The sequence below is a fragment of the Empedobacter sp. GD03797 genome (assembly GCF_029842105.1).
Lineage (GTDB): Bacteria > Bacteroidota > Bacteroidia > Flavobacteriales > Weeksellaceae > Empedobacter > Empedobacter falsenii_C.
Window position 1 is genome coordinate 125,501 of record NZ_JAOCFS010000001.1, and the last position, 23,446, is coordinate 148,946.

Below are 23,446 nucleotides of genomic sequence, written 5' to 3' on the forward strand. Positions count from 1 at the left end.
ATAATGGAGAAAATATTAAAACATTATTTCGAAAATATAGATCAAGTTAGTATTAATCCAATCAGTTCTGGTTGGATTAATTCTACTTATGAAGTTGATTATGAAGGAAAAAAATATATTTTACAAAAAATAAATACGCACGTTTTTCCTCAACCAGAAGTAATTTCGAACAATATTGACATCATTTCTCGTCATCTAAAAGCAAAGAATTATCAAAATTCTGTAATCGAAATTGTAAAAGATTTGCAAGGAAATTTATTAGCAAAAGAAGATGGAGAAATTTGGAGAATGACTTCTTTTATTCCAAATTCTATTTGTTTTGAGAAAGTGGAATCTGCGGAACAAGCGTATGAAGCGGCGAAAACAATTAGTGAATTTCATTCGTATTTGTTAGATGTTAATGTTGATGAAATTCATCCTTCGATTGTCGGGTTTTTAGATTATCATAAACGTGTAAATGATTTCAAAAATGCATTGAAAAATGCTTCAACAGAGCGTTTAGAAGAAACGAAAGAAGAAGTTGCTTATATTTTGGATAATCTATATCAAGTAGAAAAATATTTAGAAATAGATTTCCCAAAACGTGTCGTTCATGCCGATGCAAAAATCAGTAATTTCTTATTCAATAATGATAATCATTCGCAAGTAATTGCTGTGATAGACTGGGATACAATAATGCCAGGAAATATTTTGTGCGATTTTGGAGATATGATTCGTACATATGCAAACCTGAAAGCTGAAGACGATCCAAATGGAGAAAATGGTTTTTCGGCAGATTATTATTTGGCTGTTAAAAAAGGTTTTCAAGAACACCTGAAAAATGTGTTGACGCCTGTCGAGCTTGATAATATGGATTTTGTTGCGTATATTGTGATTTATATTCAAGCGGTTAGATTTTTGGCTGATTATTTAGAAAACGATATTTATTATTCGATTTCTTATCCAAAACAAAATCTAAATCGTACGATTAATCAAATCAATTTATTAAAAGCATTAACAAAATTTCATGAAGAAAATTCGGTTCGAAAAATATAAACCTACAGATTTTAATAACTTTTTTAAACTTGTTCAGGACGACGAAGTGATGAAATACATCTCTGGTAAAGGTCTGAACGAAGAGCAAGCAAATCATAAATTTACTTCAATTTTAGAAAAAGGAGAAGCTGATGAAAACTTAGGTTTTTTCAAAGTTTATGATGAAAATGATAATCTTTTAGGTGATTGTAAATTGGTTTACAACAAACACATCGAAAATTCACTTGAAATTGGTTATTTATTGAAAAAAGAATTTTGGAGAAAAGGTTTTGGTTCAATGATTTGCGAACATTTATTGGCAGAATCAAAAGAAAAATTTCCTGATTTGCAAGTAATGGCTGTCATCGATCCTGATAATGTTGCTTCGAGAAAGTTGTTAGAAAAGTTTAATTTTGAATCGTATTGGAAAGGCATCGAAAATGATTTGCCTACAGAAAAATTGCTTTTAAAAGATAAATGATACGAGTAAAAGATGTCGCTTTGGCGATGGAAGAAATAGCGCCTTTGGCGTATGCAGAGGATTTTGACAATGTAGGATTGCTAGTTGGAGATTACAATGATGAGGTAACAGGAATCTTGGTAACGTTGGACACAACGCCAGAAGTTGTGGAAGAAGCGATTGAGAAAAATTGTAATTTAATTGTGAGTTTTCATCCAATTATTTTTTCTGGTTTAAAGAAATTGAACGGAAAAAATTATGTTGAAAAAGCAGTGATGACGGCAATCAAAAATGGAATTAGTATTTATGCGACGCATACGGCTTTAGATAATTCGAAAGTTGGTGTTAATTTCAAAATTTCTGAGCAATTAGCTTTATTGAATACTAAAATTCTTATTCCGAAATCGCAAACAATCAAACAATTAATTACTTATGTGCCAACAGAACATGCAGAGCAATTGAAAGCTGCGTTATATGAAGCTGGTGCAGGAAAAATTGGGAATTATGATTCGTGTGGTTTTGCGATAGAAGGCAATGGGAATTTTCGACCAATTGCTGGTGCAAATCCTTTTATTGGAGAAGTTGGTAAGCTGGAAACAGTAAACGAAACGCGAATAGAGGTTGTTGTTCCGCAACATTTGGAAGGTGATGTAATGAATGCTTTGTTCAAAAATCATCCGTATGAAGAAGTTGCATATTCTGTTATTTCGTTGAATAATCAGAACAATTATATTGGAATTGGAATGATTGGAGAGTTAGAAAATGAAATGGAAGAACTCGATTTTTTCAATTATCTAAAAACTCAAATGAATACACCCGTTATTCGTCATTCGAAATTATTAAACAAAAAAATAAAGAAGGTTGCTGTACTTGGAGGTTCTGGCGCATTTGGAATAAAAAATGCAATTTCGGCTGGAGCGGACATTTATATCACGGCTGATTTGAAATATCACGATTTTTTTACAGCTGAAAATAAGCTTGTTTTGGCAGATATTGGACATTTTGAATCGGAACAGTTTACAAAAAACTTAATAACTTCGTATCTTAAAGAAAAATTTACTAATTTTGTGGTCTTTAATTCTGGAATTAATACCAATCCTGTTAATTATTGTTAACTATGTCTGAAACAAAAAATATCAAAGAACTAAGCGTAGAAGAAAAACTTCGCGCGTTATACGACTTGCAATTAATTGATTCACGTTTAGATGAAATCAGAAACACAAGAGGTGAATTACCTTTAGAAGTTGAAGATTTGAGCGACGATGTTGCACAATTAGAAACGAGAATCCAAAAAATAGTTGACGAAACTAAAGGTTTGGATGAAGAAATTAAATTGAAGAAAGAAGCAATCAAAAATGCTGAAGCTTTAATTAAAAAATACACGAAACAACAAGATAACGTACGTAACAATAGAGAATTTGATGCTTTAGCGAAAGAAGTTGAGTATCAAGGTTTGGAAATTGAGTTATCTGAGAAACGTATTCGCGAGTTTACAGTTAAAATTTCTCAAAAAAATGCACAAGTTGAAGAATTTAATACAAAATTAGATTCAATGAAAGAGCATTTATCTCACAAACAAGCTGAGTTGGATACAATTGTAAAAGATACAGAAAAAGAAGAAAGTAATTTATTGAAATTATCTTCTGAATATTCTGCTAAAATCGAGCAAAGATTATTAGACGCTTACAGCCGTATCAGAAATTCTGTGAAAAATGGTTTAGCTGTTGTTCCGGTACAACGTGGAGCTTCTGCGGGATCTTTCTTTACAATTCCACCACAAAGACAAATGGATATCGCTCAACGTAAAAAAATTATCGCTGACGAACATTCAGGACGTATCTTGGTTGATTTGGAATTGGCTTTAGAAGAGCAAGAAAAAATGGAAATCGTTATCAAAGGATAATTTTCTGTTAAAAAAATATTTTATTTAATATCAAAGTGTTGCACGTTTGTGTGACACTTTTTTTATGCCAAAACTGGTTGTTGTTATTTTTTAGCACGCTATTTGTAATATTGGCATTATAATTAGTTTGAAAATTTAGAAATTATGAAAAAAATTATATTTTTAGCAATGTTAGCGGTCTCGTCTATATCATTAACATCTTGTGTGAATAATGATGATGGATACTATGACAACGGACCAGAAATTGTAAATGTTGGACAAATCAATTATGATGGCGTTTCTTTTCCGCTTCGAAATGCAGTTGTAGCTGATATTGAAAAAGCAGATGGAGGATATTATTATAGTGTAGAGTTATCGACGAATCCGGTTCCTAAAAATGGAAAATTATATGGCTCTTATTTGTATTTAGAAATCTTTCAAAGAGGTGATTTAAATTTTAATGGAACTTACGTAACAGAAAATAATGATAGAGGATTGGATTATATCGAATATTACGAAGATCCTATTATGCAAAATTATGTACCAGTTCTTAATTCAGGAACATTTGCATTATTAGATACAGATTTCTCTTCAGGATCTATTAACTTAAAAAATTATTTTGATCCTTATAACAGAAGTTTATTGTCTACAAACTTTGCTTTGAGAGTTTCGAATGGTAAAACATTGACGGGTGATTTTGACGGATTGTTTGATTTCATTCAATTATACAACAAATCTGCAAAAGGTGCTGTAAATGCAAAATCAGCAACAACAGAAAGAGTAAAAACAGGAGTGAGAAGACCTTCTGCAAGAAAATAAAATTTCAATTTATAGATAAAAAAAACTCCGCTAAATTTTTAGCGGTGTTTTTTATTGATATACTTTTTTGATTAAGCTTCTACTTCTTTATCACGATTCTTTGGGAAACGGCGATAACCTTTCAAATTAAATCTAAAATCTTTTTTCGTTGGACGAACAATAATACGTAATGATGAATCATTTGTAAAATAAGTTTGTGCCCAGTTTAAGAAAATAGCTAATTTGTTACGTACAGTCAAGATTAACATCAAGTGCAAAAACATCCATGTAAACCATGCCAAACGTCCAGAGAAAGAGAATTTAGGTAAATCGACAACTGCTTTGCGTTTACCAATTGTTGCCATAGAACCTGGATCTTTGTATTCGAACAATGTCAATTTATCTTCAGATAAACCTTGTCCTAATTTGTCAAAGTTTTTCGCCAATTGTTCAGCTTGATCTCCTGCAACACGTGCTAATTGTGGATGTCCATGAGGATACTTCGGTGTTTCCATCGAAGAAATATCTCCAATTGCATAAATGTTTTCAGTTCCTAAAACTTTAGAAGTACGATCTACTTTCAAACGATTTCCTCGTTGCAAATCTTCTTGTTTTACTGCTCCTTCAGGCACATTTCCCATAACTCCAGCAGCCCAAATCAAATTTCGAGTATTGATTGTACGACCATCAGCCAAAGAAATTGTTTTTCCATCGTAGTCAGTTACGCGACCTTCTGTCCAAACATTTACGCCCATATTTGTCAAATATTCATAAGACTTTTTGTGCGCCAATTCAGACATTGGACCTAATAAATTTGGACCTCCTTCAATCAAATAAATATTCAATTTAGAGAAATCTAAATCTGGATAATCTTTCGGAAGAATGAATTTTTTCATTTGCGCAATTGCACCTGAAAGCTCAACTCCTGTTGGTCCTCCACCTACAACGACAATATTCATAATTTCTTCCAATTCTTCTGGAGATTCTGCAGAATATGCACTCTCGAAGTTTGTTAATAATCGATTTTTAAGCGTTAAAGCTTCATTTGTCGATTTCATTGGGAATGATAATTCCTCAATTTGTTTGTTCCCGAAGAAATTTGTGGTACATCCCATGGCAACAACCAAATAGTCGTAGGAAAAATCCCCGATTGTGGTTTCAACAATATTTTGATCTTTCTTAATTGCTGTAACTTCGGCTAAACGAACGCTCACATTTTTACTCCCTTGAAATACTTTTCGAATAGGGAACGAAATATCACTTGCGTTAATCGCTGCAGTTGCAACCTGATAAAATAAGGGTTGAAATTGGTGGTAATTATAGCGGTCAATAAGTGTAACAGAAAAGTGTGGGTTATTATTTAATTTACGGGCTAATTTAAGTCCGGCAAATCCAGCACCTAAAATGACAATCTTTTTCTTTTCCAAAATTCACTTTTTTGTAAAATTACGAACAAACTAAGAAACAATGAAAGATTTATTAAAAATTATTCTGAACCTTAGATATTTACTATGATATCGGATTGATTATTAGATTTTTTTAAATTTATGTTTTTTGTCAGTTTTAAATAAATTGTTAAAATTATTTATGATTTTGTGTATTTCGACGCTTTTTTAATTTTTCTGAAAGATTAGAATTTAAACTATTTTTAAGCTGAATCATTTTAAGAAATCAATCAAATTCACGAATTTTATTCCAAATTAATCAAATCAAAAAAACAAGTAATGAGCAAATTATTTGAATCAATTAATATAAATGAATCTATTTCATTAAAAAATAGAATTATTATGTCGCCAATGTGCCAATATTCTTCGGAAGATGGTTTTCCAAATGATTGGCATTTTCAACATTATGTTTCGCGTGCAGTAGGTAATGTTTCGGCGATTATACAAGAAGCTACCGCGGTTGTTGTAGAAGGTCGAATTTCATATGGTGATTTAGGAATTTGGAAAGATGAACATATCGAAGCGTATCAAAAATTAACTTCTGAAATCAAAAAATACAATTGCGTTCCTGGGATTCAGTTAGCGCATGCAGGACGAAAAGCAAGTACAGAAAAACCTTGGTTGGGACACAATCAAATAAAATCTGACGAAAAAAATGGTTGGAAAACAGTTTCGAGTTCTAATTTACCTTTTAATGAATCGGATGAAATTCCACATCAATTAACAATTTCTGAAATTGAAAATGTTGTAGAAGAATGGGGAAAAGCAACTGAACGTGCCATAAAAGCTGGTTTTGAAATTTTAGAAATTCATGGTGCGCATGGTTATTTGGTTCATCAATTTCTTTCGCCTTTAATTAATAATCGAATAGATGAATATGGAGGAAGTTTCGAAAATAGAATTCGTTTTGTGTTAGAAATTGTTGCTGAAATGCAAAAATATATTACAACTCAATCGCTTTGGGTTCGTTTGTCAGCTTCGGATTGGGCAGAAAATGGTTGGAATTTAGATGAAACAATTGAATTGTGTAAAATATTAAAACAAAATGGAGTAGAAGTGATTGATGTTTCGTCTGGAGGAGGAGTGAGTCATCAAAAAATTGATGTCAAAAAAAATTATCAAGTCCCATTCGCAAATGAAATTAAAAATCAAGTTGAAATAATTACTGGAGCTGTTGGATTAATTTTTGAACCAAAACAAGCCGAAGAAATTCTTCAAAATAATGAAGCTGATTTAATCTTTTTAGGAAGAGAATTATTACGTGATCCATATTTTGCATTGCGTGCTGCAAAAGAGTTGGACGAAGATATAAAGTGGTTGCCACAATATGAAAGAGCAAAAAATAATCATTACGCATAAACCATGTTAGCATTAAAAAAAATCCATCATATTGCAATCATTTGTTCAGATTATCAAAAATCGAAATCCTTTTATACAGAAATTTTAGGATTCGAAATTGTGCAAGAAGTTTATAGAAAAGAACGTGATTCTTATAAATTAGATTTAGCTTTGCAAAATTATTACTGCATCGAATTATTTTCTTTTCCTAATCCGCCAAAACGTGTTTCTCGACCAGAAGCTTCTGGATTGAGACATATTGCTTTTGCTGTGGAAAATATAGAAAATGAAGTAGAAAAACTAACGCAGTTGAATGTGACGGTAGAGCCAATTCGTGTGGATGAATACACGCAAAAGAAGTTTACTTTTTTTGAAGATCCCGATGGTTTGCCGATAGAATTATACGAAGAATAGAAGAATAAATGGTAAAAAAGAGTTTACTTGCCTTAGCAATGGGAGGTTTAGCCATCGGAATGACGGAATTTTCGATGATGGGAGTTTTAGAAGATTTTGCAAAAGATTTGAATATTTCAATTCCAACAGCAGGGAATTTTATATCAATGTACGCAATGGGTGTAATGGTTGGAGCTCCAACATTAATTATGGCTACAAGTAAATATTCTCCAAAAAAAGTGTTAATCTTTTTTATGTTATTGTTTACTATTTTTAACTCACTTTTTGTTATTGCACCAAGTTACAATACCTTATTAATTGCTCGTTTCATGTCTGGTTTACCTCATGGAGCATTTTTTGGTGTAGGATCTGTTGTGGCAGCACAATTAGCAACAAAAGGAAAAGAAGCGCAAGCCATTTCGATTATGTTTGCGGGATTAACGTTTGCGAATTTGGTCGGTGTTCCATTAGGGACGAAATTAGGACAAGTTTTTTCGTGGCGATTAACATTTGGGATTATTGCAAGTTTAGGATTAATCACGATGTTAGCGATTTCTCTTTGGGTTCCGAATCTTAAAAATACAAACAAAGGAAGTTTGGTAGAACAATTAAGTTTCTTCAAAAAATGGGAAGCTTGGGTATTAATTGTGATGATTTCTATCGGAACTTCAGGATTATTTGCGTGGATAAGTTACATTTCTCCGTTAATGACAAACGTAGCAGATTTACCCAAAACAAAAATTCCAATTATTATGACTTTGATTGGTCTAGGAATGTTTGTAGGTAATTTTATTGGTGGAAAATTAGCAGATACCATGTCGCCAAATAAAGCTGCAATTATCTCTTTTGCGTCGATGGCGATTTGTTTAGTGATTGTTTATTTCACATCTCATATACAAATAATGGCTTATATCATGTCGTTTATTACAGGGTTAATTGCGTTTACAATTGGTTCACCAATTCAAATGATGTTGATTAATAATGGAAAAGGATCAGAAACTTTGGCAGCAGCGGCTGGTCAAGCAAGTTTTAATATTGGAAATGCTTTAGGTGCATTTTTAGGAGGAATTCCGATTGCAATGGGATTAGGATATAATTCGCAATTGTGGGTTGGCTTTATTATGGCTTCGGTCGGATCAATAATTGCAGCAATCTTTTTACAATTAAAATCGAAAAGAGTTTAAAAATATTACTTCAATCATAATCAAAGGATGTTCTACGGAGCATCCTTTTTTAGTTTATATTTGTAACAAATTAAACTCAAATGAATCATTACAAAGCTCTTATTATAGACGATGAACACTTTGCTCAACAAGGGTTAAAGAAAATTATTCAACATGCTTTGCCAGATTTTTTTGTTTCCATTGATACGGCAAATTCTGTAAAAGAAGGTGTAGAAAAAATTAAGGAAAATCAACCAGATATAGTTTTTTTGGATATTCAGATGCCAGAGGAATTTGGGTTTAAATTATTTGATTATTTTGATGATATTACGTTTGATGTCATTTTTACAACAGCTCATTCAGATTATATTTTAGAAGCTGTAAATCAATGGGGATGTTTGGGTTATTTGATGAAACCTATTTCAATTTCTGACCTTAAAGTATTATTGAATCGTTTTGTAGAACGTCAAAATCAAAAAAAAACAACGAAGGAGGTTGTTAATATTTCAGATGATTTTGAAGATGAGGTAGAAACAGATAATCTGAAAGATGTTTTCAAAAATGAACATGGAATTATTTTTATTCCATCTATAACAGAGGTTTTGGTACTGAAAATTGAAGATATTATTTACTGTAAAGCGGATGATAGTTATTGTACAATTTTTACTGAAAAAGAGGCGTACATGGTAACTAAAACACTAAAAGAAGTAGAAAATTTAATTGATCAAACCAATTTTTTCCGTGTAAATAGATCATATTTAGTTAATATTAATTTTGCTAAAAAATTTGATAAACGAAACAATTTATTGATTCTGAATTGTCATCCAAAAGACGGCGAATCAAATCTGCCTGTGACTTCTTTGGGGTATAAAATTTTATCGAATGTGGTTGCGTAACTTCATTTTTTTACTTCTTTTATTTCTTTGCTCACATCAACTTTCTGCGCAATATGTTTTGACAAAACAATACACGTACGAAAATGGTTTGCCTGCCAATGAGATTTTGAGTGTCTACAAAGATTCTCGCAAAATTTTATGGGTTGGAACTCGTTTTGGCGTGTTTGTGAAAGACATGGACAATTTCAAAATGATGAAACGCTTCGAGAAAGTACAATACAATAATGTTTGGACAATAATAGAAGATAGACAGCATAATATTTGGTTTGGAAGTTATGGACAAGGAATATTGAAATTTACAGGTCAACGTTTTGAACAAATTAATACAGCGAAAGGGTTGGTTTCGGATCGCGTTCGAAATTTATTTTATTTAGATGATTTTATATATGTTGCAGCGCAAGGAGGCGTTTCAATTATTGATACAAAATCAAAGAAAATTTACAATCCTTCTTTCGAGAAAAATAACAATATTGTGTTCGAAGCAGTATCTTTTTTCGAATATCAAAATAAGGTTTATGTTGCAACAATCGATCATGGTGTTTATGAAGTTCATCGCGATAAGTTGAAGTTGGTCAATCCTTTCAATCGAATTAATTATAGTTTTTTTTATAACAATGATTTGTATTTGTCATCGTCTAAAGGTCTTAATGTCATTCCGATAAACGATTTTTTGAATCAAAAATTGAATTTTAAAACGTACGATTTTCCAGTTTTTAGAAATCATAACATTTCAGATAAACGTCATTCGCTTTTATTAGCAGGTTACGAAACGGGTGCGGGAAATGGCATGGTTGCAGAGTTAAAGGATAATAAAATAACAGATCAAACAGAAAATTTTAAAATCACTTCGGATTATCCTTATCGAGTTTTTAGTAGTAAAACGGATGATTTAATTTATGTTGGAAGTGCTGATAAAGGACTTTTTGAAGTTCATTTTAATCATTTTTTAGATTTTTCAACAATTGATAATAAAAGAGTTATTGAAATTCTAAAAGTTGCGAATACACAATATTTTTTAACGCCAGATGGACTTTATTTTCAAGAGAATAATGTATTTAATAAGCAGATAAAGAGAGATGCTTTTTATCAATATATGCTTCGAAATAAGTCAAAATTCAAAGATTTTTTAAGTCAATCAAATAAAGATTTTTATGAAATTGATTTTGATTTGAAAGAAAAAAACCTTCGTTTTTATAAAATGATTATTCGTCACAATTCGTTCATTATAGCAACTAATTTAGGACTTTTCGAGTTAGATTTTAATGGAGAATTCAAAGATTATTTACCTAATCGAACAAGTCAATTTACGTATTTTAATAATCAATTTATTCAGACAAATCCTTTTGGTGGAATTTTAGTTTTTGATGATCTAAATAATCTAAAATATCACTCATATTCGGCTGCGCAAGCCAATGTTCCGAAAGATGTAGTGTCAATTTCTCAAAATAAAAAAGCTGTGTTTTTTGGTTCTTCATTGGATGGATTATTCAAATATGAAAATGGAAATTTTATTTCGTATTTGCAAAATAATCAGTTTAATGAATCGAAAATTAAAATGATAAAATGCGTTGGTGAAAATCAGTTGATGGTCGCAACAGAATTTGCGAAAGTCTATATTTTAGAGGTAAAAGGAGAAGAATTAATCACAAAAAAAATAATTAATATTCGTGAAATTGGCGGGGAAAATATCAGTTCAATTGACATTTTTGGGAACTCAATTCTGATTGGAACAAATCGTAATTTACTTGTTTTCAATAATGATAAAACGTATATGATTAGCAACGAACAAGGTTTTGTAAATAAGGATATACATTCGTCTATTTTTGACGGAAAAACGGCTACAATTGGAGTTGAAAATGGTTATTATAAGCTAAATCTTGAGAATTTATTAAAGCAAAAAAATCAGTCGAAAGAGATTATTATTACAAGTTTTAAAATTAATGATCAATCTTTTGGAGTAGAGAAATTTATGTGGTTTGATTTGATTGATAAAGATTTGAATTTAAAAAATAATGAGAACAATATTACACTAAATTTTGCTGTCGTTGATGCTAATTTCGCTCAAAGTTATAAGTACAGATATCGTGTAAATCCTGATGAAAAGTGGAATGAGTATTTTTATAACCCATCTATTTATTTGCGGAATATACCATATGGTAAATATCGTATTCAATTAGAAATAACAGATACAAGCAACGGACAAAAACAAATTATTGATTTGGTTTCGTTGAATGTTGAAGAACCTTTTTACTTGAATATTTATTTTATTTTGTTGTCAGTCTTAACTTTAGGATTGATTATTTATCGTTATAATACAAATAAAATCAAGACGTTAAATAAATTTAATCAATTAAAAATTAGTCAATTAAATGAGAAAAATACACAAGAAAATCAACGTTTGCAATTAGAGCGACAATTAACCGAAACGAAGTTAACAGCCTTACAATCTCAAATGAATCCGCATTTTATTTTCAATGTGTTGAATTCTATTCAGTTTTATATTTTGGATAATGATATTGATAATGCGTTAAATTCGTTGGGACGTTTTTCTCATTTGATTCGTCAGATGTTAAATCTTTCAACAAAAGATGAAATTAGTTTGAAAGATGAAATTGATTTTTTGAAATTATATGTTGAAGTTGAGAATTTTAGATGGAAAAATAAAATAGAATTTGATGTTCAAATTGATAGCCAATTGGATATTTATCGTATCAAAATTCCGCCAATGTTGATTCAGCCAATTATCGAAAATTCTTTTGTTCACGCATTTGATCAAAACCATTTGCAACCGATTATCAAATTGATTATTAGAATAAAAATTGATTATTTAGAAATAATTATTGAAGATAATGGAAAGGGAAATACAACACAAATTACGCAAAATAAAACTCACGATTCGAAAGCACTTAAGATAATTAATGAGCGTTTACAATTGCTTAATCATAATATTGAAGAAAATATTTTTATAGATTTTCATGAAAAAGGAACAAAAGTTTGGATGATTTTGAAAGTTAATTAAAATTTCACCTGAATAAATTTACAATTCACCTTGCTGAAACGTGAATTAACGAAATCTAAACTCTATTTTGATGATAGATATTATTCAGTATATATATTTGCACTATCGATTTCAAACTAAGTATTAAACTTTGATGCTTTGTTTTCTAAACCTATGAAGACACCATAAAGTATCTTAAAAGTTACATTTTTCGACGTGTGAGTCAAAAAATTTTACAACAAGAAGCTACTGCAAAGTAGCTTTTTTTTTATCTTTATACCCATGAAAAATGTACAATTAGGAAATACAGATTTAGAGATAAAACCAATTTTTTTCGGAGGAAATGTTTTTGGTTGGACATTGAATGAAGAAGAATCTTTTCGAATTTTAGATGGATTTTTGGACAGAGGATTTAATGCGATAGACACTGCAAATAACTATTCGTATTGGGTGGATGGTAACGTTGGAACAGAATCTGAACGAATTATCGGAAATTGGATAAAATCGAGAGGAGTGAGAGATCAAATCGTTTTGGCAACGAAAGTTGGTGGACGAAATATGATTCAAGATAAGCCAAATACTACAAAAGCTCATGTCTTAAAAGAAGTAGAAGAATCACTTATCCGTTTACAAACAGATTATATTGATTTGTATCAAACACATTATGATGATGTAAATACACCTGTTGAAGAAACTTTATCCGCTTATAATCAATTGATAAAAGAAGGGAAAGTGAGATATATTGGTGCGTCTAATTTTTCTTCGGAGCGATTGATTGAATCGTTGGATAAATCAGAACTTTACAATTTGCCGCAATACAAAACCTTGCAACCTGAATATAATTTGTATGATCGTCAGCATTTTGAAGAATTTTTGCAACCTGTTGCTGAGAAATACAATTTAGCTGTTATTCCTTATTATAGTTTAGCGAGTGGATTTTTATCAGGTAAATATAAAACTGAAGAAGATTTACAACAAAGTTTACGAGGAGAAGGAATCAAAAAATATTTGAACGAAAGAGGATTCAAAATTTTGGACGCTTTACAAACTATTTCTACGCGATATAATATTTCTTATTCAGCAGTTGCTTTGGCTTGGTTAATGGATCAGAAAACAGTTGTAGTTCCTATTGCGAGTGCGACTAAGGAACAACATCTTGATGCTTTTGTAGAAGCTGTAAATGTGCAATTATCTCATGATGATGTGAAACTTTTGACCGAAGCAAGCGAATATTAGAATGGAAAATTTACAAATGAAACCCAAATTAACTCCAATCATTTTATGGATAATGATCATTGGGAGTGGTTTGGTTGTGGCGAATAATTATTACAATCAGCCCTTATTGTCATTAATTGCAAAAGATTTTAATGTTTCCGAAAGTAAAGTCTCTAATATTGCAATGCTAACACAAATAGGTTATGCCTGTGGATTGTTATTTATTATTCCTTTAGGAGATTTATTGAAACGAAAACGAATGATTTTAATCGATTTTGTTTTTATTATTGCAGCTCTTTTGGGAATGTATTTTGCACCATCTGTAAGTTGGCTTTTTCCATTAAGTTTCCTTATCGGTTTCACTTCAGTTATTCCGCAAGTTTTTGTGCCAATGGCATCTGAATTAGCAGAACCTCAAAACAAAGCACAAGCTGTCGGAATGGTTATGAGTGGTTTGCTTGTTGGTATTCTACTTTCTCGCGTTTTTAGTGGCTTTATTGGCGAATATTTAGGATGGCGAGAAGTTTATTTGATAGGTGCAATTTTAATGTTTGTACTATGGATATTCATCTATATATTTTTACCAGAAATACAGCCAAATTTCAAAGGAACTTATGGTAATCTGATGAAATCTATTGTGGAATTAGTGAAAACTCAACCGCAATTAAGATTAGCTTCTTTTCGTGGAGCAACAGGTTTTGCAGCATTCAGTGCATTTTGGACAACATTGGTTTTTCATTTAGAAGAAGCTCCATTTTTTGTAGGAAGCGATGTTGCTGGCGCATTTGGATTAATTGGAGCTGTAGGTGCTTTGGCTGCAGCGTTAGTTGGAAAAGTTTCGAAAGTATTATCAACCTCGAAAATTATCTTTTACTCCATCATGATCATGCTAATTTCTTGGGGATTTTTCTATGAGTTTGGTTATACATATTGGGGGTTAATTGTTGGCGTAATTTTGATCGATTTAGGTTTACAAGCAATGCACGTTTCTATTCAAACCATTATTTTTGGATTAGATGCCAAAGCAGGAAATCGAGTGAATACAGTTTATATGACGAGTTATTTTATTGGCGGATCTTTAGGAACATTTATTGCAGCAAATGCGTGGGATAAATTTCAATGGAATGGAGTGGTTGCTGTTGGCGTATTTTTTACTTTAATTTGTTTGATATCTCATATTTTATTCAATAAAAATAATAAGTGATGAAAGATTTTTCTTCTGAAATAACATATAAAACAGCAAGAAGTAGTGGAGCTGGAGGACAAAATGTAAACAAAGTTGAAACAATGGTTTTAGCAAAATGGAACATTGAATCTTCTCTATTTTTTTCGGAGGAAGAAAAAGCATTAATTACAGAAAAGCTAAAAAATAAGATTAATTCAGAAGGATTTCTACAAATCAATTCACAAGAATCTCGCTCTCAATTGGACAATAAAGAATCTGCCACAAAGAAAATGTTAGAATTGGTCGAAAAAGCATTGATTATTCCAAAGTTTAGAAAAAAGACCAAACCTACGAAAGCTTCTCAACAAAAAAGATTGAATCAAAAGAAACAACAAGCTGAGAAAAAAGATGGTCGTAGGTTTAAATTTTAGAAGAATTAAATTCGATCAACTAAAAAAATTAATATACTACATTGTATTGCTATAATCATTACTATTTTAAAAATAAAAGACTTTTTTCTTGTTTTATGACGATAAATCTGCATTGACATAAGAGAACCTATTGTCCCGCCAATCAAAGTCACAAAACAAAGTGCTAACTCAGAGATACGCCTTTTACCAATAATTGAATTTTTTTTATCTATTTTGAATAAAAAAAAAGAGAGGACGTTGATAAGGAGGAGAGTAAAAAATAAATATTTATCCATTCAGTGTGTAATTAAGCAATAAAAATACTTATAATTAAGTAGATAAAAAATATTTTCACTAGAAATCTATGTTGTTTATCTTTGTACTTCAAAATTACAAAAAATCTTCAAAAAATAAATTGTAAAATTCTAATTAGGAAATAATTATGCAAGATTTAAAAGGAAAAAATGCATTAGTCACAGGAGGTAGTAGAGGTTTAGGAAAAGCTGTTGCTTTGGCATTAGCTAAAGAAGGTGTTAATGTAGCTGTGACAGGACGTAATACAAAAACATTAGAAGAAACTGTAGAGGAAATTAGAAGTTTTGGCGTAAAAGCTGATTATTCTATTTTTAATGTAGCCGAAAAAGTTGAAGTGAAAATGCAACTTGAGCGATTAATTGAGAGTTTTGGAGCGTTTGATATTTTGATTAATAATGCTGGTATAGCGGCTTTCGGAAGTTTTTTGGAAATGCCAGAAAATGATTGGGAAGATATTGTGCGTACCAATTTATTTGGTCCGTATTATGTTTCAAAAGCAGTAATTCCTTCGATGGTAGAATTAGGAAGCGGAGATATTATCAATGTTTCATCAACAGCAGGATTAAAAGGAAACGCAGTTACTTCTGCTTATTCAGCATCAAAAGCGGGATTGATAGGTTTATCAGAATCGTTGATGTTCGAATTGAGAAAGAAAAACATTCGTGTTACGACCTTAACTCCAAGTACAATTGCTTCTGAAATGTCAAAAGATGTGTTGAAAATCACAGACGGAAATCCAGAAAAAGTGCTTCAACCAGAAGATTTCGCGCAATTAATTGTCGATTTGTTAAAATTAGATAAACGTGCAATGTTGGCTTCAGCATCTTTGTGGTCTACAAATCCTTAAGAATAATTTGATTCATTATATTTTAAAATCCAATTTCTAAATGAAATTGGATTTTTTTTGAAAAATATTTTGTAGAATCATTTTTTATATTAACTTTGAATTACAAAGTACTTTTGATATGAGCACAAATAATCCTGTAGAAAGTTTAAACGAAATCAAATCGATGATGCAACGCACCTCAAAATTCACAGGTATTAGTGGATGGAGCGGCGTTTGGGTTGGAGTAGTGGGAATGATTTCTGCTTTTATCGCATATGTTTTAATTTTACAAGATACGCTTCAAGTAAATTACAGAGGAACATTGACGCCTATTTTAATGAAAAATTTAGAAATTAAATTATTCATTTTAGGAATTGTAACTTTAATAGTTGCTTGTATTGGAGGTTTCTTTTTTATGACCAAAAAATCGACAAAAGATGGCGTTAAATTTATCAATCCAGTAACCAAACGAATTTTACGTAAATTTCTTTTTGTTTTAATCGTTGGAGGATTAGTAAGTTTAATCTTTATCAATAATTTTAGTTTTGCTTATGTGGCTCCAGCAACGCTTTTGTTTTATGGTTTGGCGCTGTATACAGTGGAACGAGACACGATTGTTGAGATAAAATATTTGGCAATGTGCGAAATATTTTTAGGATTATTAGCTTTCTATTTTATTTTCAATGGTTTATTGTTTTGGTTTATCGGTTTCGGACTTTTGCATTTGATTTTTGGAGTTTGGATGGTGCGAAAATATGATTACAAAGCTTAAATTTGCAACATGGATTTTAATCTTAATAAATTAAACAAAGTCTTTGATAATCGTATTCGTGTGGGAATTATGAGTGCTTTGGTGATGAATGAAGAAATTTCTTTTAAGGATTTGAAAGACTTTTTAGATTTGACTGATGGTAACTTGGCTTCGCACTTAAAAAATCTAGAAGAAAACGATTATATTACTGTGCACAAAGGATTTATAGGTCGTAAAACGAATACAACTTATTCGATAACAGCACTTGGAAAACAAGCTTTTCAGGAGCATTTGAACTATCTTGAAAAATTAATAAAGAATATAAAGTAAATTTTTTTGTATTTAAACTTTGAAAAACAAAGTACTTTTTAAAATAAATAATAAAATTCAAACTTATGGAAAACAATGATTTAGAAAATGAATATCAAACTGAAAATCAATCAGTTTATTCACAAAACAAAACAATGATAAAAGGATTTTTGGTATGTCTTTTAGTTTTAGGACTTTTAATTCCGATTCCGTTCATATTAAATTTAATTGAAGAACGACAAGGAAACAAAGAAAAAGTAATTACCGAAATTTCGGATAAGTGGAGTGGAAAACAGACAATTTATGGTCCTTTTATCGAAGTTACTTACATGGAAAATGTAAATGATGCACAAGGAAAAGTTGTGAAACAACAAATGAAAAAGTATATTTCTGCAAATGATTTAAACATTAATGGAACGATTGATACGCAGTTAAAAAGTCGTAGTATTTATGAAGCTGTTGTTTACAATTCGAAGCTGAATATCAATTCGAAATTTAAGAATTATTCGGATATGCTTGCAGAAATGGAAGTAAGTGCAGAGAATGTAGTTTCGACTAAAATTGTTTTCGGAATCTCTGATTCTAAAGGATATGAGAATAAAGTAATTGTACAATCTAACAATAAAAATTATCCGCTGAATATGGATAATTCGACTTCTACAATTGATATTCAACCAGAAGTTAGAGCAGAAAATGGAGAATATTCGGAACAAACGACTACCACTAAAAAAGTAATGCCTGTACAAATGATGTCTCAAAAAATTGATCCTTCTACATTCGATTTTAATCAAGTTTCGATCGATTTGGTGATGAAAGGTTCGCAAATGTTGAATTTTATTCCATCGGCGATTAATACAAAAGTTGATCTGACTACAAATTGGAAAGATTTGAAATATGATGGGAATTTTTTACCTAATTCTGATCCTGAAACAAAGAATGGAAAAACCAATGTAAAATGGTCTATTTATCAACAAAATCCATTGCAAGGGCAGATTTGGCAAGACGCTTCTAACTTTTCTGATTATAGTTTTGGCGTTAATTTTTTACAAATGAATGATCATTATGACAAAACATATCGTTCGACAAAATATGCAATTTTGTTTATTGGATTAACTTTTGTAGCGTTTTTCTTTATCGAAAGTCGAAATAATTTCAACATTCATTTGGTACAATATGCCTTAGTTGGCTTTGCAATCTGTGTCAATTTTGTGTTATTGTTATCGTTGTCAGAATATTTAGGATTTGATATTGCTTATTTTATTTCATCTGGTGCAACCATTTTATTGATTACATTTTTCGTCAATTCTTTCCTAAAATCATTTGGATTAACATTCAAAATTACATTAATGTTAATCTTATTATACGCATTTATTTACAGTGTTTTACAACTCAAAGAACATGCGTTATTAGTGGGAAGTATAGGATTATTTATCATTATTGCAATCTTAATGTACTATTCAAAAAACATCGAATGGAACAAAACAAAATAACATTTGCACACTTATTTTTGGGGATTTTTGTCATCGGTCTTGTACTGATGGCAATTTCCTTTACGGATATTGTGGTTAAAAATAATGATACAATTTTCAGCTTTTCTATTTTTATTTTAGAGCTTGTGATTTGCCTATTTGCAATGTCATTTTATTTGAAAATTGATAAGATTTCGGAGTTGTTTTTAGGAAAAATTTTCTCCAATTCTGGACAAATATTTGTTTGGACCAACATGACATGGCTTTGTATTTCAGTAGCTTTTGTTTTGGATGAAACAATCATTCGTGGATTTCATGATTTAAGTTTTTATTTGCCGTTTTTAGGTTATTTATTGTTTCTTTTAATTATAGTCAATTTTTTTGCTGCAATATTCTACACTAATTTCGATGATGAAGAAACGATAGGTTTTAGTTATCTTAATTATTTTTCGATTTTTTTAGCGGTTGTTTTAATACTATTTTTTAGTTTGATTATAATACTTTTCGCTGTTTTTGAATATCCTTCAATATCAATTTGTTTTATGATGTTTAATATTTATCTCATAAATATTATCGCAAAAATTTTAAAATCAAAAGTTTAATAATATTCTATTATGAATGTTTACTTCGGAATTATCATCTTATTTATTTTAGTAACGAGCATTGTATTTTTGATTATTATAGGTTACATTATTTACGGTGTTGTGAAAAAATATTTTAATAAGAAAACAGCTAATTATTCTATTATTTTTTATGTTTTAGCGATTGTTTATATTTCAATCAATCTATTTTACAAAGACGAATTGTCTCTTTAGATAAAATTTCAAATGAGTTGAGATTTGATGATATCGATGATTAAAACATTCATAATATATAAAGTTTAAATTTTGATAAATATAAAAATTGTTATTCAAATCTGTCGAATTTATAAATTGGCTGTGTGATTATCGAATAATTCTACTAAGTTTAAGGCTTCAAAATGCAATTGTAGTAATTTGCGAACCGTTTTTTAAAATAGATAGAATTATTAAATATATGAAAAGTAAAAAGTTAACCAATGTATTAACGCTTGGATTTGCGTTGTTTGCGATGTTTTTTGGCGCAGGAAATCTTCTTTTACCTCCTTTGATTGGATTAGAAGTAGGCTCAAATTATTTCGTCGCGATGATTGCATTTGGATTAACTGGTATTTTATTGCCATTTACTGGTATTTTATCTGTTGTTTTTTCGGGCGATAATTTTAATGACTTAGGACATCGTGTGAACAAGCATTTGGCGGCTATTTTAGGTACAATTATTATGATTTGTATCGGACCATTAATTGCGATTCCACGTACTGCAGCCACAACATTCGAAGTCGGATTAAAACCATTTTTTCCAACATTGGATCCGATATGGGGCTCATTAATATTTTTTACAGTAACACTTATTTTAGCGATTCGTCCTTCTAAAGTGGTCGATGTTATTGGAAATTATTTAACTCCGGTATTATTGATTTTATTAACCCTATTAATTGGATTTGGAATTATACATCCAACCGCTGACTTTTTGCCTTCAGATTTAACAATGATGCAATCTTTTTCGAAAGGTTTTATAGAGGGTTATCAAACATTAGATGTTTTGGCTTCTGTTATTTTTGCTGGAATTATCATAGCTGCAGCGCGAGATAAAGGGTATACTGATACAAAAAGTAAATCTCAAATTGTAATCGTATCAGGTTTATTGTCTACGACTTGCTTGTTATTTGTTTATGGTGGATTGATTTATTTAGGAGCAACTTCTGGGATTACAAATCCAGAAATTTCTCGTGCCGAATTATTAATCGAAATTTCTCGAAATACATTAGGACAATACGGAGTAATTGCAATTGCGTTATGTATGGCATTTGCTTGTCTTACCACAGCAATCGCATTAACATCTGCGGTAGGTACATTTTTCGGGCGTTTAACAAACGGAAGAGTAAGTTATACTGTTTTAGTGGTTTTATGTACAGTAATTTCATTTGGTTTATCGATAAAAGGAGTAGACGAAATTATCAATTTTGCATATCCTCCTTTGGCTTTCGTATATCCAATTACAATCACGTTAGTTATTTATATTGTGTTGTTTGGGAAAACAATTAAAAGTAAAACACCTTATATTTTTGCATTAATTGCGTCTACAATTATCGCTATTTTTGGCTTATTAAAATTGTTAGGAAAATTAGATGAATCAACAATAGAAAACTTGAATAAAATTCCATTTTTCGAATATGATTTAGGTTGGATTGCTCCATCGATTATCGGTTTTGTAATAGGTTTATTAGTTGATAGATTAAGAAAATAAAAAATCCTCGGAAAATTATTCCGAGGATTTTAACCAATCAAAACTACTATAAAAACACTAATTGAATAATGATAATGTCTATCTTTTATTCTTTTACAAATTTCTTAAAGTTTTGACTTTAAATCAATTATTCTTAAATGATTTCTTTTATGTCTAGATAGAATTAATTTATAACTATTTATTTATGATGGATATAGAGAATTTTAATCAGATGATTTAAGATAAGTTTATGAATTTTTCGTATTTTGAAAAATCAAATAAATAATCCAAAAAAAAATGATCGAAAATTGTTCGCGTTGTAACGAAACAATGGATTGTAGGGTAGATGATATTGCAAATTGTGCTTGTACTACAATTGTTATAAAAGACGAAATAAAAGAGTTTTTGAAGAAAACGCATTATAAATGTTTGTGTAATTCTTGTATAGAAAAACTGAATTATTTTGTAGAATTAGATCAACAATATCCGCATCCAACAATGCCTTCGGAATTTGTTCCTCATATACATTATTATATCGAAAATGGGTATTGGGTTTTTACAGAATTTTTCCATTATCAGAAAGGGAAATGCTGCCAAAATGGTTGCAGACATTGCGCTTATGGTTATAAGAAATAAAAAATGGTTCAACTTGCATTGAACCACTAACCAACCTAAAAATACTATAAAAAAACTCTATTTGATTAAGGATATTCTTCTTCAGAAAATCAACTTCATTATCCTTAACAACTATGAATAAATTATTTATAGTACAAAGGTAGGTGGATTTCTTATTTTGATAAATAAATTAATATTTATTTTTTTATACTCAGATAGATAGGATTTATGTTAATGTTAAGAAAATATTAAATCTACCTATTTATGAGTATTTCGTACTACATCAATACTATATTTCCGAATGTTGTAATTCTAAGAAAAATATTGCATTATTTTTTTTGAAATTGTTTCAGCAGTTTTTTTATCGCCAGTTTCTTCTAAAGTTGTCACATAATCTTCTAAGAAACTTTTGATTTCTTGTTGATTAGAACCTTCGAAATTAGCTAAATAATCTTCAAATTCGATATTACCTAAAACACGATCAAAGTAAACTTTGGCTTCATCATATTTTTTCATACTTACCAACAAAGGCGCAATGCTATGACTGATATAAAACTCGTTTACAGCAGCTTGTTCAGCATTTTCTTCTTTTTTGAAATGTGCAGAATTTAAATAATTATTATAAGCTTCCACAGCTTTTTCATTTTCACCTAAAACCTCATAACAACGTGCTTTGAAGAATTTAATTTCATAAAATTCGTCTTCATTTAATTTATTGAAAAACGTAATACTTTCTTTCGGATTTGAATAAAATTTTCGGTATCCAATAATAAAATCCTCTACAAATTCCGTATCAGTCTGTTCGATCGCGAAATTCAATAAGTTTTGAGATTGCTCTTCTGTTAATTGTCCAATAAAAGCTTCCCAATAATTCACCAAAGTATTGAAATCATACGCCAAATCTTCCACAAAAATTTGTGCAGCAATTCGTAGAAATTTATCGCCCAATTGATCGATTATTTCATGGTCTTCATCAGAAAAATCAGTCGAATTATACAATAGATTTTCGATAATTTCTGACGCTTTATCTTCAGAATAATCATTATTTAATTGTTTCAAAGCATTGCTAACATTGAATTCCATTTGTGTAAATTTTGAATTTAAGTATTTAGAAAAAATTGTATTGATTGAATAATAAGTTTTTATAAGATAATCGTAAAAACTAGGTAACGATTTGGTAACGGTGATTATTGCTTTGTTTTTCAACGTATTTCCTTTCGCTCATTGCAAATATACAAAATTTATTATCGCCTAAAATCTATTTAGTGAAAAGAAGAATTATGCGTTTACTTTATTACCATAATATTCTCTTGCATTTTTTTATGTTTCTTACTAAAATAGTTCTTTTCAATGTAAACTTTCTCGATTGATTTCTTAAAATTTTGTGTATCACTAGTTGTATGGACATAGCCTTTAAACCCAATTTCTAAAAAGAGTTTACTTTGTTAGTAATCACTATCAATATAGTAAGGCTGGGAATTTTGATTTTAGTTTGTGAATCTGGATTAAAAGTTGTTATCTGAAAAGTTAAGGTTAATTGTACAGATTTGGGACAATTTTGTTAATGCGTATAATTGAGATAATCTGTCCTGAATAAATCTTGAACTTCCTGATAGTTTATTACTAATAGTAACTATAATCAAGCATACATCTTAGATAAATACAACTCATGACGCTTTG

Annotated in this window: 24 protein-coding genes; 21 read left to right on the top strand and 3 right to left on the bottom strand. The window is 30.1% G+C overall.

Translation table 11 applies throughout. The annotated features are described in order from the left end of the window. Positions 1-3: 3 nt before the first annotated feature. The 5 genes from N5D90_RS00725 (at position 4) to N5D90_RS00745 (ending at position 4,175) form a co-directional block, all read left to right on the top strand. Entirely contained in the window at positions 4-1,035 is a 1,032-nt protein-coding gene (locus N5D90_RS00725) for an aminoglycoside phosphotransferase family protein (protein ID WP_280061217.1), read from the top strand. Next, positions 1,007-1,495: a GNAT family N-acetyltransferase gene (locus N5D90_RS00730; protein ID WP_280061218.1), complete on the top strand. Its 489-nt coding sequence runs from the start codon at positions 1,007-1,009 to the stop codon at positions 1,493-1,495. Before N5D90_RS00725 ends, N5D90_RS00730 begins: the two co-directional genes overlap by 29 nt. Then, positions 1,492-2,589: a Nif3-like dinuclear metal center hexameric protein gene (locus N5D90_RS00735; protein WP_407932331.1), complete on the top strand. Its 1,098-nt coding sequence runs from the start codon at positions 1,492-1,494 to the stop codon at positions 2,587-2,589. Before N5D90_RS00730 ends, N5D90_RS00735 begins: the two co-directional genes overlap by 4 nt. Positions 2,590-2,591: 2 nt before the next feature. Next, positions 2,592-3,377, top strand: a complete 786-nt coding sequence (locus N5D90_RS00740; RefSeq protein WP_180904601.1) for a zinc ribbon domain-containing protein — start codon at positions 2,592-2,594, stop codon at positions 3,375-3,377. A gap of 144 nt (positions 3,378-3,521) precedes the next feature. Further along, on the top strand, positions 3,522-4,175 hold the full coding sequence (locus tag N5D90_RS00745) for a hypothetical protein (RefSeq protein WP_280061219.1): 654 nt from the start codon (positions 3,522-3,524) through the stop codon (positions 4,173-4,175). Between the two features lie 71 nt (positions 4,176-4,246). Here the strand turns inward: N5D90_RS00745 and N5D90_RS00750 are convergent, their stop codons facing one another. Beyond that, complete coding sequence (locus tag N5D90_RS00750; protein WP_115000890.1) at positions 4,247-5,581, bottom strand: NAD(P)/FAD-dependent oxidoreductase; 1,335 nt, start codon at positions 5,579-5,581, stop codon at positions 4,247-4,249. Positions 5,582-5,878: 297 nt separating this feature from the next. Here N5D90_RS00750 and N5D90_RS00755 point away from each other — a divergent pair, with 297 nt between their 5' ends. The 8 genes from N5D90_RS00755 (at position 5,879) to arfB (ending at position 15,198) form a co-directional block, all read left to right on the top strand. Continuing rightward, the gene (locus tag N5D90_RS00755; RefSeq protein ID WP_280061220.1) at positions 5,879-6,958 is read left to right on the top strand and encodes an NADH:flavin oxidoreductase/NADH oxidase; all 1,080 of its coding nucleotides are present in this window, start codon (positions 5,879-5,881) and stop codon (positions 6,956-6,958) included. Between the two features lie 3 nt (positions 6,959-6,961). After that, a complete protein-coding gene (locus tag N5D90_RS00760; RefSeq protein WP_280061221.1) occupies positions 6,962-7,351 on the top strand; it encodes a VOC family protein in 390 nt (129 codons plus the stop codon). An 8-nt stretch (positions 7,352-7,359) separates the two neighbouring features. Continuing rightward, positions 7,360-8,514 (top strand): MFS transporter, encoded by a 1,155-nt coding sequence (locus N5D90_RS00765; protein WP_280036172.1) that lies wholly within the window; start codon positions 7,360-7,362, stop codon positions 8,512-8,514. 80 nt (positions 8,515-8,594) lie between these two features. Further along, positions 8,595-9,389 (top strand): LytTR family DNA-binding domain-containing protein, encoded by a 795-nt coding sequence (locus N5D90_RS00770; protein WP_280061222.1) that lies wholly within the window; start codon positions 8,595-8,597, stop codon positions 9,387-9,389. Then, positions 9,376-12,408, top strand: a complete 3,033-nt coding sequence (locus tag N5D90_RS00775) for a histidine kinase (RefSeq protein ID WP_280061223.1) — start codon at positions 9,376-9,378, stop codon at positions 12,406-12,408. The genes N5D90_RS00770 and N5D90_RS00775 overlap by 14 nt, the downstream gene beginning before the upstream one ends. 261 nt (positions 12,409-12,669) lie before the next feature. Next, positions 12,670-13,623, top strand: coding sequence for an aldo/keto reductase (locus N5D90_RS00780; protein ID WP_115000882.1), 954 nt, complete (start codon positions 12,670-12,672; stop codon positions 13,621-13,623). 1 nt (position 13,624) lies between these two features. Continuing rightward, positions 13,625-14,806, top strand: a complete 1,182-nt coding sequence (locus tag N5D90_RS00785) for an MFS transporter (RefSeq protein ID WP_280061224.1) — start codon at positions 13,625-13,627, stop codon at positions 14,804-14,806. Further along, positions 14,806-15,198, top strand: a complete 393-nt coding sequence (arfB, locus tag N5D90_RS00790; protein WP_038331233.1) for an alternative ribosome rescue aminoacyl-tRNA hydrolase ArfB — start codon at positions 14,806-14,808, stop codon at positions 15,196-15,198. Before N5D90_RS00785 ends, arfB begins: the two co-directional genes overlap by 1 nt. Positions 15,199-15,203: 5 nt before the next feature. Here arfB and N5D90_RS00795 read toward each other — a convergent pair whose 3' ends face one another. Beyond that, the gene (locus N5D90_RS00795) at positions 15,204-15,473 is read right to left on the bottom strand and encodes a DUF1294 domain-containing protein (protein ID WP_115000878.1); all 270 of its coding nucleotides are present in this window, start codon (positions 15,471-15,473) and stop codon (positions 15,204-15,206) included. Positions 15,474-15,619: 146 nt separating this feature from the next. Between N5D90_RS00795 and N5D90_RS00800 the strand changes: the two genes are divergently transcribed. The 8 genes from N5D90_RS00800 (at position 15,620) to N5D90_RS00835 (ending at position 21,787) form a co-directional block, all read left to right on the top strand. Continuing rightward, on the top strand, positions 15,620-16,339 hold the full coding sequence (locus N5D90_RS00800; protein ID WP_280051155.1) for a 3-ketoacyl-ACP reductase: 720 nt from the start codon (positions 15,620-15,622) through the stop codon (positions 16,337-16,339). A gap of 118 nt (positions 16,340-16,457) precedes the next feature. After that, a complete protein-coding gene (locus N5D90_RS00805) occupies positions 16,458-17,090 on the top strand; it encodes a hypothetical protein (RefSeq protein ID WP_115000875.1) in 633 nt (210 codons plus the stop codon). 9 nt (positions 17,091-17,099) lie between these two features. Next, positions 17,100-17,399, top strand: coding sequence for a transcriptional regulator (locus N5D90_RS00810; RefSeq protein ID WP_038331250.1), 300 nt, complete (start codon positions 17,100-17,102; stop codon positions 17,397-17,399). A 65-nt stretch (positions 17,400-17,464) separates the two neighbouring features. Then, on the top strand, positions 17,465-18,868 hold the full coding sequence (gene creD / locus N5D90_RS00815) for a cell envelope integrity protein CreD (RefSeq protein ID WP_280061225.1): 1,404 nt from the start codon (positions 17,465-17,467) through the stop codon (positions 18,866-18,868). After that, positions 18,850-19,449, top strand: a complete 600-nt coding sequence (locus N5D90_RS00820) for a hypothetical protein (RefSeq protein ID WP_280061226.1) — start codon at positions 18,850-18,852, stop codon at positions 19,447-19,449. Before creD ends, N5D90_RS00820 begins: the two co-directional genes overlap by 19 nt. A gap of 12 nt (positions 19,450-19,461) precedes the next feature. After that, entirely contained in the window at positions 19,462-19,662 is a 201-nt protein-coding gene (locus N5D90_RS00825; protein ID WP_125349284.1) for a hypothetical protein, read from the top strand. A gap of 220 nt (positions 19,663-19,882) precedes the next feature. Next, positions 19,883-21,172, top strand: coding sequence for a branched-chain amino acid transport system II carrier protein (gene brnQ, locus N5D90_RS00830; protein ID WP_280061227.1), 1,290 nt, complete (start codon positions 19,883-19,885; stop codon positions 21,170-21,172). A gap of 276 nt (positions 21,173-21,448) precedes the next feature. Continuing rightward, a complete protein-coding gene (locus N5D90_RS00835) occupies positions 21,449-21,787 on the top strand; it encodes a cysteine-rich CWC family protein (protein WP_280061228.1) in 339 nt (112 codons plus the stop codon). 291 nt (positions 21,788-22,078) lie between these two features. Here N5D90_RS00835 and N5D90_RS00840 read toward each other — a convergent pair whose 3' ends face one another. Continuing rightward, complete coding sequence (locus tag N5D90_RS00840; protein WP_280061229.1) at positions 22,079-22,849, bottom strand: hypothetical protein; 771 nt, start codon at positions 22,847-22,849, stop codon at positions 22,079-22,081. Between the last annotated feature and the right edge of the window lie 597 nt (positions 22,850-23,446).